Below are 14691 nucleotides of genomic sequence, written 5' to 3'. Positions count from 1 at the left end.
TTCAGTTTCCCATAAGGCAAAGACTTGAACGCTATTAAATTATTTTTTTGACTTATTAGTCAAACTTTGCTCAAAACACACAAGACATACGCAAATAATGTTGTATGATAGACAACATGAGTACAGTATCTAACATCAATGAAGATGCAATCGCAGTTGCCGTTCGTCAAGACGTGCTTGCTGCGGTGAGCAACGCAGAATATTACAATCCTCACGAGGTCCTTGGTGGACATCTCGGAACTGGCAAGGGCGCTGGTACTGCCACGGTTCGCGTTTTGCGACCAATGGCCAAGAAAGTAACAATTCTCACTAAGAGCGGCGAGTACGAAGCTCAGCACGAATACAATGGCATTTTTGTTGCCACTATTCCTGCAACTAAGCACGCTAAAAGCAAAGAATGGTCTGTTCCTAGCTATCGCATTCGTACCGTAGAAGTAGACGGCACAGAGTCTGTAGACGACGATCCGTACCGCTACTTGCCTCAAATCGGCGACATGGACATGTACCTGTTTGGCGAAGGCAGGCACGAAAAACTTTGGGAAGCACTTGGCGCTCATGTTAAAAGCATTACTGATTCTTGGGGTCTTGTAAGCCCAGAAACAGGCAAAATGGTTAAAAAAGTTACTGGAACATCCTTTACTGTGTGGGCTCCAAATGCTCGCGCTGTAAGAGTTGTTGGCAACTTTAACTATTGGAATGGCCGCCGTCACGCAATGCGTTCACTTGGCTCTAGCGGCATTTGGGAGCTTTTCATTCCAGGAGTAGGCGCAGGCGAGGTTTACAAGTTTGAGATTATGACTCAAGCTGGAAACTGGATTATGAAGGCAGACCCAATGGAGCGCTCGCACGAAGTTCCACCTAACACTGGTTCTGTTGTTGTTGACTCCGACTTTAAGTGGCACGATAGCGAGTGGCTTGAGCATCGCGCAAAGACGAATGCGCATGATGGCCCTGTTAGCATTTACGAAGTTCAAGCAAATAGCTGGAATCGCGATTACGACAATTATCGCGAGCTTGCAGATCACTTGGTTGATTACGTTCAGCAAGAAGGCTTTACTCACGTTGAGTTTATGCCTCTTACACAATATCCATTCTCGGGATCTTGGGGATATCAAGTTACTGGATATTATGCTGTTGATTCCAGACTTGGAAGTCCAGACGACTTTAAGTACTTAGTAAACAAGCTCCACAAGGCTGGCATTGGTGTGATTATGGATTGGGTTCCAGCACACTTCCCTAAGGATGACTTTGCTTTGGGCAGATTCGACGGCACTGCGCTTTACGAAGACCCAGATCCACTCCGCGGTGAGCACCCAGATTGGGGAACGTACATATTTAACTTTGGCAGACACGAGGTTCGCAACTTCTTGGTTGCTAACGCGTGCTTCTGGCTTAGCGAGTATCACGTTGATGCTTTGCGAGTAGATGCCGTGTCTTCTATGCTCTACTTGGATTACAGCCGCGAAGCTGGCCAATGGCGTCCAAATATGTATGGCGGACGCGAAAACCTTGAAGCTATTGACTTTATTAAGGAAGCAAACGCTACTGCATACAAGAATAATCCTGGAATTATGATGATTGCAGAAGAGTCCACTGCATATCAAGGCGTTACTGCTCCTACAGACATGGGCGGCTTAGGCTTTGGCTTAAAGTGGAACATGGGCTGGATGCACGACACTTTGCAATACCTTAAAGAAGAGCCGATTAATCGCCGTTGGCATCACAACGAAATCACGTTCTCTATGGTTTACGCGTATTCCGAGCATTACGTGTTGCCTCTTAGCCACGATGAAGTTGTATATGGCAAAGGATCTCTTCTTGGAAAGATGCCTGGAGACGAATGGCAACAGTTTGCTGGCCTTCGCGCACTCTTGGCGTATCAATGGTCTCACCCAGGAAAGAATCTTCTGTTTATGGGTGGAGAAATCGGCCAGTCTTGCGAATGGAACTTCAACAATTCGCTTAATTGGCACGAGCTTCAATGGCCATTCCATCAAGGAGTTCAAAAGCTGGTTGCAGATCTTAATGCTTTGTATAAGAGCTCTAGGGCATTCTGGAGCCAAGACTTTACGCCAGATGGATTCCAGTGGCTTACTAGCGACGATTCTGACCACAACACATTAAGCTACATGCGAATCGGAGACAACGGCGAAGAAATCGTTGTTGTTGTTAACTTCTCTGGTCAAGCTTGGCAAGATTACCAAGTGGCATTACCTAAGGGCGGAAAGTGGCAAGAGATTCTTACTACTGACGACGCTAAGTATTGCGGATCCGATATTCACAACGGCACATTTACTGCTGCCGCCGAAGAGTATCATTCCAGGCCGTATTCTGCAAGGATTACTGTTCCAGCACTTGGAGCTGTATTCCTTAAGCCACTAGATTAAGGTAATGATTAAATAGCTAAAAGGAATCTAAACTAGGTAAAATGTTGGACACTCCATTGCAAACAAGTGCTCCTCGAACAATTCTTGTTGTAGAAGACGAGCCAGATTTAGCTACAGCTATAGCACAAAGAATTGCTGCTAGAGGTTGGAAAGCTAGAGTTGTTTGCGATGGAGTGTCTGCTGTTAAAGCAGCGTTAAGCTTAAAACCAGACCTTATAATCATGGATATTATGCTTCCGCTTATGGATGGCATAGAAGCAACGCGAAGAATAGTATCTAAATGCCCGATTCCTGTTCTTATGCTTACAGCAAGAGACTCAGAAGCAGATAAGTTGGCTGGATTAAGCGCAGGTGCAGACGACTATGTTACAAAGCCATTCTCCCCTAGAGAGCTTATTGCAAGATGCGGTGCGCTTTTAAGAAGAGTTGAGCGCGCTGCAATAATCGCAAAAAGAGAACAATACAACACTTTAATTAAGTTTGGAAACTTGATTATTGACACAAAGCAAAGACTTGTTACGATTGGCGAAAAAGCAATCCACTTTACGCCTACAGAGTTTTCTTTACTTACGACTTTTGCAAATCACCCTCACGAAGTGTTAAAAAGAGAAACACTTTTAGAAAAAGTCTGGGATTGGCCAGATGCTTCGGGAACGCGCACAGTTGATTCCCACGTTAAATCTTTAAGACATAAGATTGGATCTGATTGGATTCGCACAATACATGGAGTAGGCTACGCTTTTGAGCCACCTAAAGAAGATTATGAGCCAGAATTTGATTCTCAAAAATAGCAAAGATCATAAGAACATAAAAAATAGCAATCTACTAAAGAGTTCATTAAAAAATTCGATGAAGAACACTCTAAAGAATCCACTGCCTCATCCTAAAAGCGCAATAGGATTTTTTACGTCATTAAAAGGCGAATTGTCTGCGATTATTGTTTTTGCAACAGCTATAGCATTTGTTATGGCATGGTTTTTACTAAAAGTTGGATTAAGTGGTTGGATTGCAATGCCACTAACTCTTGCAGTTGCATTAGGAATAACATACGCATTTTCTAGAGGATTAACTTCCCCACTTAGACAAATGCGCGATGCTGCAGAGACTATGGCAGATGGCGACTATTCTGTACGTGTTCAGATCGAAAGCAGAAAAGACGAAGTTGGAAAGCTCACTCTTGCTTTTAACGAGATGGCAGAAGAACTAGAGCACGCAGACAATATGCGCCGAGACCTTATAGCAAACGTTAGCCACGAGCTTAGAACGCCTGTTAGCGCTTTGCAAGCAATGGTGGAAAACCTTGCAGATGGAGTTGTGGAGCCAACGCCATCAAATATGGAAGCAATCGTAAATCAAACACATAAATTAGCTGATTTAATCACTTTTCTTCTTGACTTATCTAGAGTAGAAGCAGGCGCAGAGAGCCTTGTTATTACAAGCTTTGACTTTAAAGACTTTATTAACAACATTGTAGAAACAGTAAAAATCGCAGACGCGGGTCACAATCACAGCATAAGTCTTAATATTGAAAACAACATTATGCTTGTTGGAGACAAAAATCGCCTATCTCAATTGTTTACAAACGTAGTATCTAACGCAATCAAACATTCTGCAGACAACACAAAGATTCTTATAAGCGCTAAGTCGAATCACGAAAAAAATATTTTAGTTTGCAATGTTATTAATTTTGGAACGCAAATTCCTGAAGAAAATCGAGCAGACATTTTCCGCAGATTTGTTAAGGGAAATCAAGGAATTGGAACAGAGTCTGGCGGAACTGGATTAGGACTTTCGATTGCAAGATGGGCCGCGCTGCTTCATCACGGAAACGTTAGAGTTGTAGACGATAAGCGCGGAGTTAATTTTGAGATAACATTGCCGCTTACATACAGCGAATAGAAAGATTGCGCGAGTTTTAAGAGCATAATCACGCAAATCTAAGAGTATAAAACGCTTTCTTTAGACCACACTCCAGCCAGCGCAAAACACGCAAAAACAGCAACACCGCTTTTATTTAGCTCTTTAACACAGTTTTTTAGCGTAGACCCCGTAGTAATAATGTCGTCTATAATAATCACTTTGTACCCGTTTTTAATGCCACTTGCATCCACCAATAAACCTTTAGACGTGCGCAAAGATCTTTGCCTACTCCCCCTTAGTTGAACAGACTTTCCCCTTACATTAATCATTTTAATTGCTTTAACAAAAGTAGCATCGATGCCTTGTTTTTTAAGACTTTTAACAACATTTTTAGCTATTGGATCCATATGACTTCTACCACGCTTTCTTTTAGACGCAAAAGACGAAGGAACTGGAATAATGGCCACTTTGCTTGAGCTTCCAACAACACTAATAATCAAGCTAAAAAGCAAGTTAGAAAAAGGCTTATCTAAAAGTTGGTTTCCATGATCTTTCCATTGCAAAATACACCTTCTTACAGCCCATCCGTATGTTGCACAAGAATAGATGTTTTTGCAAAATACGCCACTAAACGGGTCTCTATGCCATTTACTAAACTTTGATTTGCATTCGTTGCAAAGCACGCAATCTGCCATTGAGCAGCCAGCGCAGCAAATTGGAAAAGCAAGATTAAAAATAGTCTTAAGCACATTTACCCAAGAAACGTTGGAAATAAGCCGATTTTGTTTGCTTTTGTTAAGGTTTTTGTAAATCATAAAAAGACGATAGCAACGTTAAAAACAAATGGCAATAAAATTAGAGCAATGTGGTTAAAGGCTTTTTACTTAAGACTTTAATTAAGTATTTACTTAAAACTTTACTTAAGACTTTCTAATAGCTTAGAGCACAATTCAAAAGTGTTACTAGGATTTTTTACGCAAATCGCAAGCGCTCCTGTTAAAGAAGTTGGATAATCGTTGCCGCCTTTGTACATGCGATCTCCCACAAAAGCAACAGATTTTAGCGAAATCCCGCAAATGTTACAAAGAGAATCAAGAGCATAAGCCTTGTTGTTTCCTTTGCAAACAATATCAACACTTGTCTCTCCGCCAGCTCGCACAGAAAAGTCGGGCAAATATGCAGAAATTTGTTCAGCTAGCTGCTCCTTTAGCTTGCCACTAGGATCCCAATCCTTTTTAAGTTCGATTGGAGCAAGCTGACCTAGTGCAGAAAAAGTGATTTGAGTACCACGATTTTCTATTTGACTACCCCAAAGATCTTTGTCTCCAACGCTTTTTAGCAATCCCATTTTTTTAGCGCAATCTTTAACAACACTAATAATTCGATTTGCGTCTTTTACGGAAATCGTGTGAGAATACACGCATTTAAGACTGCCATCAACAATTCGATAATAGCTTGTTCCATTAGTTGGCATAATGTGAAAATTGTCTAGATTTGTGCTCTTAGGCAAAACGCTTAAAACTTGGCTTTTGACTAATCGCAAGTCTCCACCCGTAATTAGCGCAACAGGAATTTTATTGATTAAATCGCCAAAAACCTTGCACATTGGGCTAGTCATAGGCTTTTTAGAACATGCAAGAGTGTTGTCTAAGTCAAAACCAATAAGTGAACACAAAGCAAGACGCTCACAAAGCCCCTGCTCATTGTACTCATAAATATTTGGCTCCAACGCTTTCCTCCTGTACAAACTATGCAATTCAAGTATTCCATATTATCAACATATTTACTACACCGTTTTGTGTTTGCACATTAATCAAATGCCCTAGCATACAAATAAAGTTAAGTGTATGACGTCTTTAGTATGGGAACAAAAAAGATACAGAAACCGCCACGGACGCGGCATGCGCGCGCCAATGTTTGGCACGCGACTTCCTAGATACAGAACAGCCAGCGGAATGTTCGATTCAATGGTAGCAGCTCAAATTAGAAGACTTAACAGTGCTTGGTCAAATCTTATAAAAGACGTTCAATTTGCTGTAGAAGATGTTCCTCCAAGCCAGCCAGTTTTGTGGGAAAGTAATAAAAGAATAATGTCTCAAGCTTTTCCTGCATCTAAAGGAATACCACAAAGAATAGTTTTATACAGACTTCCACTATGCACACACGTTACTAGCAGAGCGGAGCTTCAATACGCGATTAGAGACGAGATAGTGCAACGTTTAGCAGAATTGTACGGAAGAAGACCAGAAGAAATCGACCCGGATTGGGGATTGTAAATAACAGCCTAAAAGCCCTAAGTCTACTTTACAATCGAAGGATTTGAGCGAACTTTAACACTTATGCTATTAGGGTCAAGCGACTTAGAAGGAAGCCACGCAACGCTTGCAAAACCAGCGTCGTTTACTGCTTTTGACTGAATCCTAGATGCAAACGAAACTCCAGATTTAGACTTAAGAGTAAACATAACAGCTTTAGGATTAATATCTTTCGCTAAAATCGTGGAAACAGTATAAGACTTAACTTCAATAGTCTTAGACGCTACTTTTAAGCCAGAAGAATCGTAAGCACTAAGCTTTACATTGGCATTATCAACAGATCCGTTTGCAATATGTAGCGAAGTTTCGTCTGCAGAAAATGGGGAAACAAGCGCACTATTTGTAATAGAGTGAACAGCATTAACAAAAGCAATATCGCTTTGACCATCTTTGCCACTTTTTTCAACAGAAGCCATAGCAAAAATCGGAACGTTACTTTGAGCAAAAATCGCTCCAACGCCCTTAGGCACTTCTGGTAAATCAACAACTTGAATCTGTCTTGCACTAAAATCTACTTGCTTTATGCTCTTTTTTCCAGAATCATCGAGCCAATACAAATCGACTTTTCCGCTTTTATTAGACCAAATATAAGCTTTGGCTTGGTCACCTTCACTAACTCCTGGCAAAACAGGCTCTAAAGATGCTGATTCTTGCGGAGAAATAATATCCACGCCTTTAGAAACAAGACCAGATGAACTAATAAACTTAACAAACGACGAAACTGGAGCTTGCTCGCTTAAAACTTGAATATAAAGGCCATCCGACTTTGATGCAGCTGCAGAAATGTTAAAGTAAGCGTCACTATGCGCTAGAACAGTAAAAGTGCTTCCTGTAGAAAGATTTAGCTGCGCTCCCGATTTATTAGTTGACCATGCTTTAACGCTTACAACTGTAGGCTTAGACGAAAGATTAACAGAGTTTAATCTTACAGAAACACCTTCCGCTATTCTTGGAATAATAAAGTTTTGGCGCATTGAAGGAGATACGCAAGAAGTGGCAGATAAGCCTTTTAAGTCGCCGTTTGTAGCCCAAGACGCAACAGATGCAGCAGACCCAGTTCCAGATTGCGCACTTAAAAGACTACTTTCCAAAACTTGAGCGTCTTTATCTACATTACTTTCTGCAAAATAAGCTCTATCTTGGCTTTCGCTTGAATCACTAGGATCGCTAGAAGAACTAGAAGGATTGTTAAAAGATTTGTTGACTAAATCTTTAGAATCTCCAGCATATTTTACGCCGTTAAAAGTGGACTTATAAACGTTGCCAAAAGACGCATATCTGGCTATTGACTTTAAGTCTCCTTCGGATTCTTGAAACTCGCTATCGCCATATTTTGCTGAATCTGGTAAAGCTATTCTGCTAGGGCAAACTGTTTGCAAATTTGTAGAACTAACACGCTTTTCTACGCTTCCAATAGGAAAAATCGGGTCGTCTGTTAGCTGTTTGAGTGGGCATACGCAAGAAGCAACAACGGCGCAAGAAACAAGTATTGCAGCGCTTAAAATAGACAAAGACCACAGTTTGAATCTTCTAAAACGAACAGAAGCGCTAATTGAAGCAGCATCTTGTGCATGACGATGACTATTTTTAGAATTCGTATTTGACTTCATTAATCTACCTGCCATTTATCCGTCTAATCAATCATAGCTTCTAACTAATCATCCTAATTATTCACGCTCTATTACGTTATTGCTGTTAAAACGAGGCAAAGCAACCAGGCAATACAATAGCAGCACTAAAGCAAAAACAACAATCCATGGAATTCTCCAAGAAAGCGGACGCGAATGACTATAAATCGAAGTTTTAGAAGAAGACATGTCTGCTACATCGTCGAATCTGCAATACGTTCCATGACTAGATGAAACAACAAGCTGAGTTCCTTCCGAAGCGTTTACGTTTGCAATCAACTTTTCTGTTGCGTCTTTATTTGCGTCTCCTTCTAAGCTAATCATTGAATTATTAGCCGCTAAATCGTTTTTGGCTTTAGAATCATTAACAATGTAAATTCCGCCAATACCAAGCTGCTTTAAGGTTACAATCGACTCATCGCTTGCGTGAGAAAGAAGCTTAGAAGCCGCGTAATAAAGCGTATTCGTACTAGGAGAATGCCCATATAAAACATCTCTAACTTGTAAAGATGGAGATAAGTCAACTAAATCGCCACGAGCGGTACGCATAAGCGAAATATTCAACTCACGACTATTCACAGCTTTAATCGCAAGAACGCGATTTGCACTATTCTTATTTAAGTAGTCCGAAACAACCATCGGCAGGCCACTATCGCTTGCGTAAACGGAGGTTACAGGTCCGCTAATAATCGCAAATAATCCAAGCAAAGCAGCAACTGCAAAAATTCCAAAAGCTAAAATTCCTCTTGCAAGATGAATAAGCTTTTTCATCATTGCTTTAGCAGAACGATTCATAGCTGCACGCTTAGAAACTCGCGTAGTGTAATCGTCTGGATTATTGTCTTGATTAGCAGAATTAGATTTTCGCAAAGGTTCAAACCTACGAACAGCTTTTCCTGCAACCATGCACATGCATGCAAGAACACCAAGAGCGCTTAAGCTTACGCCTGGAAGAATACTTGCACTAATAGGACCGTCAAAATCGGATGCAACAACAACGCGGCAAGCGACTAAAGAAAGCACCATTCCACTAACTATTACAACCCACATCATTCTTGAAGCTCTTAAAGCAAACGGAAGAGCAAGCGCGCATAAAGCCATTAGTACAGCTAACGCAGCAAACACAATCATGATTATTCCGCGAAGTTGCAAAATTAACATTGAACCCGAAGAAAAATGATTCAAATCAATGTTAAACGCTCGAAGCAAAACGTCTATATAACTACTAGCCCTAGGAGCGCCATTTATTTTTTGAGAAGGCAAAGCCATACTAGCAAAAATTTGACGCCACATTCCAGTTCCAAAATAGCGCACAACGCTACCAAGAGTTGGCAAAAGAACCAAAACAGATGGAACAGGCATTAGCGCAAGCATAAAACGATGCGAGCGCACCATAATTATTGATGCAACAAAAATAACAAACATTGGCAGCAAAAGCTGAGGACTTGCCGCAAGCGGAACCATAAAGCACAAAGATGCGCAAGCTGCGCTTTGGATTGACGCAACTGGAACAACAGGGTCTTCTGTAACATACATTCCTACAGCGTGGAAAGCGAACGCAAATGCAGCTGGCAAAAATACCATTGTTAGAATCATTGGCAAATCGCCTCTAGCAAAAACGCCAAAAGCCATCGCAATCATTGTCCAACAAAGACCAGAGCACACTCGCACAATGTCTGATCTAGTAAAGACGCCTGCGAGCGCCCAAAAACTTAGTAGCATAGCGGGTGCAGCAAGGAAAAATATGGCGTTTATTGCAGCTAACGTATTTCCACCAAACACAATGGAAGCTAGCATCCAAATCATAAGAAGCGGAGATGGAGGAAGAGGAGACGCAAAACCGTCGTCTGGAATATATGCTCCAATCGCAGACTTAAACAAATCACTAAAACTTGTTCCAGTAGAAAGAAGCTGGCTTGAATAAAGCGATGATCCAGAAAGAATCTTATTAATTGGCGCTCCGTAAAGAAGTATTACGGTTGCAAAAACAAGTAGAGATGCACAAATTGCGGCGCTCCACCTAAACAAAACTCTTCTATGCAAGTGTTTTCTTGCAAGCGGACTTAAAATAACACCCTTTTTTTGAGTCTTAAAAGCAATAGTTTTGTCTTTCCAACGCGTAATTTGACTACGACTTGCTATAAGAGAAGTGAGTCGTTTTAAGGAAACTTTTGAAACTCTAGACACTCGTCTTCTTGCAAAAATAGCGCGAGGCAATTGCGCTAACGCAATCCAAGGAAGCATAAGACGCATAAACGCAACATACGGCTGCTTAGCAAACAAAGATTGCAGTGCTCGGATTATTGACATTGGAACAGAGCAAAGCCAAATAAGAGGCCACATAATAACGCTAACATCTGTATACATGTATCTTTGCTTTGCCATAATCGAATAAGCTAGACCGTAGCAAACATTGGTTTTTTCTGCATCGCGCTCTTCGCCGCTCCTAGTGCGAAGACCGTCAAAACGCGCTCTTCTATGCGCGATTCTGGCTTGTGGTACAACAACAACTCGCCCACCGCTTAAAACGACTCGCCTACAAAAATCGTTAGACTCTTCAAAAGTGGTAAGCCAAGGCTGAGTTCCTCGCATTGTTTGCCAAGTGCTAAGCGAAACTAAAGCGCCTGCAAGAGAAACAGAATAGACGTCTCCCCTAAAATCGTATTGCTCTTGATCTGGCTCGCCTTCTACGCTAAGCGAATGCACTTTATGCTTCCACGCATACATGCCAACGTTATGAAGAATTTTTCCTTGCCAATCAACTTGTTTTGCACCAAGAACGCAAGCTGTTGGAGTGTTTCGCCAAGTCTCTCTTAAAGCTTCCAAGCATTTTGAATCGCAAGGTTTTGAATCGTCGTGCAAAAGCCACAGCGACTTAACGCCTTGCAATGGCAAAAGTTTTCTTAAAGACTTTTCTACAGCATCGCCGAATGATTTTGCAGACTTAATTGGAAGAATAACAACTTTTACTTGCTTATATTGTTTGTAGGAATCAGCATTATTGCCACTGTACGCATTGCCATACGCATTACTAAAAGCTTGATTTCCGTTGGAAAAATCTGCACTAGAAATTAATCCCGATAATTGAGTTGGCTCTATTTGAACGTTAAAAGACTTTACTAACTCTTTTTGTGTTCTACTAGCACAATCAGCTACAACAATAGTTCCAGGAAGAACACTTTGATTTATAACCGCTTGCAAAGTTTCTTCGTAAAACCGCGTATCTTGCTCAACGCTCATTATTGAAACAATAGAAGAATCAACCTCGCGAGGCTTTATTCTATTCATAGCAGAAAAGACTTGTAAAACATCGTTTTCAAAAGTGCAAGTTTCAGCGGTTATTGAATCCATACATAACAGTTTACGCAAGGGGTATGTATTATGCATGTTAAAATCTCAATAGAATACACTATAATAGTGATTTATATGTGCATTTACGAAAGAAGGAAGCATGGCAGCCTCTCGGTATAATCAAGACCGTCGGTACCAAACTAACTATTGGGACTCATCTGCACCACACCATACTCTCAATAGTCAAATGCTTAATAATACTCGTAAAATCATTTGCATGGCAATTATTGCCGTTCTAGCCTTTTTAACTACAATAATCGCATCCGTATGGCTTGACTTTTCTTCTACTATTAGTTCGCGCGTTATAAAAACCATCTCAACAAGCACCAAACAGATTCAGTCAATAGACCCTAATGCTGGTAAAACTATTAATATTCTTGTTCTTGGTCAAGATACTCGAGAAGGTAAGAATCGCGCTTTTCAGGGCGGCGGAGAAGACGAAAATCATCAATCAGACACAGCAATGATTGTTCAAATCAGCGCAGATAGGTCTTATATAAACATTGTTTCAATTCCAAGAGATTCAATGGTTAAAGCCGCATCGTGCAATACGTCTAGAGGCAGAATTCCAGCTAGACGTAAAGTTATGTTTAACTCGATTTTCGCACTTGGCTACGCTAAAGGAGGCGACTTAGCAAGTGCAGCATCATGTACGCTTGCAACAGTAAACGAGATTACTGGCTTAAATATAACAGATTTTATTGTTGCAGACTTTAGCGGTTTAAGCGATATGATTAACGCGATTGGCGGAGTAACCCTGTGCATTCCTGTAAACACCAGGGATTATTACACGGGCGTTAACCTAAAGCGCGGACTCCAACACCTTGATGGCGTGCAAGCAACACAATATGCAAGAATGAGGCACGACAGCGCAAGCGACGGAAGCGATATTATGCGAACAACGCGCCAGCAATATCTTCTTAAGCAACTTATTCATCAAGCGCTATCTAAGAATCTTCTAACACAGTCGGGCCAGCTTTATCAACTTGCAAAGTCAGCTCTAAAGTCACTTAATATGAGCCAGGGTCTTGCAAACCCTACAACACTGGTTGGTTTAGCTGCAAGTCTTCGTAATCTAAAGCCTTCGCACATTTACGCACAAACAATACCGATTGCAACCGACCCATACGATGAAAATCGTGTTATTTTAGACGAAAGTGCTCAAGACGTTTGGGATTTAATGCAAGAAGATAAGCCGTTAACTAAAGATTTAGGCGAAAAACCAAGTAAAAGTAAAAAGTCTTCAAAAAAGAACGCAAAAAATGGCAAAAAGTCTGATTCTAAAGAAAACTCCGATTCTTCTAGTGCAGATTCTAACGACTCTGCGGAGTCTACAAATTCTGGCGAAAATAGCCTTAATTCCTCTAATTCCTATGCAGATCCAAATGCAGTTAAAATTGGGCGCGTGGATCCAAAAACTGGATTAGCAAAAGACAGCTTAGGCAGACTTATTGATCCAAATAGCGGCGGAATCGTTAACCCAGAAGACGGAACAATAAGAAACCCACAAACTGGTCACTACATGGGAATTGCAGATAAATACCTAAATAATACAATATGCGCTGTTCCAAAAGGAAAATAATACACTAGAAAAAGCACGTTGTTAAATAGTTTATAACTACGTTGTTTTATAATGCCATTGTTAGTTTTCACTAATAATTATGCATACATATAGACGCCATCAATATTGCAAACGCGTGGCTTAGGGAGGATAAATGAGCCAGCAACGTCCAGAAGACGCTTTGGGGAATCAAAATAATCCACCTAGCTTTGCTCCATCGAATAAACATAATAAAAACGCGAATTCAATACCGAGCTTTCCGCCTAAAAACGCACACAATAACGCGCATAAAAACAGCGAATTAAACAAGCAAGAGACTGTTCAGCGTGCACCGTCGTTTGAGCCAAAGCCTAGAAAAGTAAGCCAAAATTCGCAAAATTATCGCACGCAAAACACTGGCACACAAGCATATAGCGAGCAGTACTACCCCGAACAAAGTCAGCGTTTAAGCCAAAACAATGCAAGTGCATCTAGTTTTACTCCAAAAAGAATCCAAAACTTTAGTCAAAACGAAGTTAGACCAATAGCAAGTAATTCTTCTGTTGGAGCTCTTGCTTTTAGAAAAAAACATCGCTTACTAAAGTACTTATCCCTGCTTTTAGTAACAATATTGATTCTTGTAGGAGCACTAGGCGTTTTATCTTGGAACTGGGTTGACTCTCAAATTAAGCGAGATAATTGGCTAACGGATACTCCAGATACTCAAGAAACAACTTGGCTAATTTTAGGATCGGATCAACGAGAAGGCGAAGAAGCAAAAGAAATAACTGGATTTAGAACAGATACGATTCTTGTTTTAACAAAACCAGTAAGTGGGCACAGCTCCTTAATATCCATTCCAAGAGACTCGCTAGTTTCTGTAAACGGCCAGCAAATGAAGATTAACACAGTTGCACAAGATCTTGGAAATAGAGCACTAACAAAAACCGTTGAAAAAATTACTGGCCACAAAATAGACCACGTTGCAGAAATAAAATTCGCAGGACTTACAAACGTTGTAAACTCGCTTGGAACAATAGACTTATGCTACGATCGCACAGTTAGCGATGCCTACAGTGGGCTTAATTGGACTGCAGGATGCCACAGTGTAGACGGAAACGTTGCATTAGCATTTTCTAGAATGAGATATGCAGATCCTCAATCTGATTTTGGAAGAGCTGCAAGACAGAGAATGGTAATTAGCGCAATAATGAAAAAAGCTTTATCTAGCAGCACGCTTACAAACTTCTCGAAAGTAAAAGGTTTTGCAAAAGCATCGCTTGATTCTGCAATATTAGACGAAAACTCGAATCCTGGAACACTGCTGAACATGGGTCTTGCTTTTAAGGAAGCAACAGGAAAAGACGGCGTAACAGGAACAGTCTATTGGACTAATCCAGATTATTGGGTGTATTCAGTTGGATCATCCGTTTTGTTAGACGATGCTAAAAACATTGAATTATTCGATCAATTATCTGCTGGAACGCATGCGCCTGGAAACGTTGGAACGCTTGCAGAGCAATAAACATAATTTTAGCTAATCATATTTAGCCAATTTAGCCTTTAACCACATTTGTGGTTTTTACTTGCATATTTCTTAATCGCAATAC

Annotated in this window: 10 protein-coding genes; 6 read left to right on the top strand and 4 right to left on the bottom strand. The window is 40.8% G+C overall.

The features are described from left to right. Positions 1-116 precede the first annotated feature (116 nt). The 3 genes from glgB to D0T20_RS02475 are packed head-to-tail and all read left to right on the top strand — an operon-like array spanning position 117 to position 4286. Complete coding sequence (gene glgB / locus D0T20_RS02485) at positions 117-2387, top strand: 1,4-alpha-glucan branching protein GlgB (protein ID WP_162862667.1); 2271 nt, start codon at positions 117-119, stop codon at positions 2385-2387. A 41-nt stretch (positions 2388-2428) separates the two neighbouring features. Continuing rightward, positions 2429-3178, top strand: a complete 750-nt coding sequence (locus D0T20_RS02480; RefSeq protein ID WP_004131998.1) for a response regulator transcription factor — start codon at positions 2429-2431, stop codon at positions 3176-3178. 58 nt (positions 3179-3236) lie between these two features. Beyond that, positions 3237-4286 (top strand): sensor histidine kinase, encoded by a 1050-nt coding sequence (locus tag D0T20_RS02475; protein ID WP_409256831.1) that lies wholly within the window; start codon positions 3237-3239, stop codon positions 4284-4286. Between the two features lie 38 nt (positions 4287-4324). Here the strand turns inward: D0T20_RS02475 and D0T20_RS02470 are convergent, their stop codons facing one another. Both D0T20_RS02470 and D0T20_RS02465 read right to left on the bottom strand, forming a co-directional pair. Further along, positions 4325-5062, bottom strand: a complete 738-nt coding sequence (locus D0T20_RS02470; protein WP_116438290.1) for a ComF family protein — start codon at positions 5060-5062, stop codon at positions 4325-4327. 101 nt (positions 5063-5163) lie between these two features. Continuing rightward, positions 5164-5976, bottom strand: a complete 813-nt coding sequence (locus D0T20_RS02465) for an HAD-IIB family hydrolase (protein ID WP_162862666.1) — start codon at positions 5974-5976, stop codon at positions 5164-5166. Between the two features lie 118 nt (positions 5977-6094). Between D0T20_RS02465 and D0T20_RS02460 the strand changes: the two genes are divergently transcribed. Then, complete coding sequence (locus D0T20_RS02460) at positions 6095-6523, top strand: metallopeptidase family protein (RefSeq protein ID WP_004131993.1); 429 nt, start codon at positions 6095-6097, stop codon at positions 6521-6523. Between the two features lie 23 nt (positions 6524-6546). Here D0T20_RS02460 and D0T20_RS02455 read toward each other — a convergent pair whose 3' ends face one another. Beyond that, positions 6547-8172: a DUF5719 family protein gene (locus D0T20_RS02455; protein WP_116438713.1), complete on the bottom strand. Its 1626-nt coding sequence runs from the start codon at positions 8170-8172 to the stop codon at positions 6547-6549. Between the two features lie 57 nt (positions 8173-8229). Continuing rightward, a complete protein-coding gene (locus tag D0T20_RS02450) occupies positions 8230-11541 on the bottom strand; it encodes a glycosyltransferase family 2 protein (RefSeq protein ID WP_116438289.1) in 3312 nt (1103 codons plus the stop codon). 100 nt (positions 11542-11641) lie between these two features. On the opposite strand from D0T20_RS02450, the gene D0T20_RS02445 reads away from it, so the two are divergent. After that, positions 11642-13123 (top strand): LCP family protein, encoded by a 1482-nt coding sequence (locus D0T20_RS02445; protein WP_162862665.1) that lies wholly within the window; start codon positions 11642-11644, stop codon positions 13121-13123. A gap of 133 nt (positions 13124-13256) precedes the next feature. After that, a complete protein-coding gene (locus D0T20_RS02440; protein WP_162862664.1) occupies positions 13257-14606 on the top strand; it encodes an LCP family protein in 1350 nt (449 codons plus the stop codon). Positions 14607-14691: the final 85 nt, after the last annotated feature.

The organism is Gardnerella piotii (genome assembly GCF_003397585.1).
Classification (GTDB): domain Bacteria; phylum Actinomycetota; class Actinomycetes; order Actinomycetales; family Bifidobacteriaceae; genus Bifidobacterium; species Bifidobacterium piotii.
This window is presented reverse-complemented; position numbering and strand designations above follow the sequence as displayed.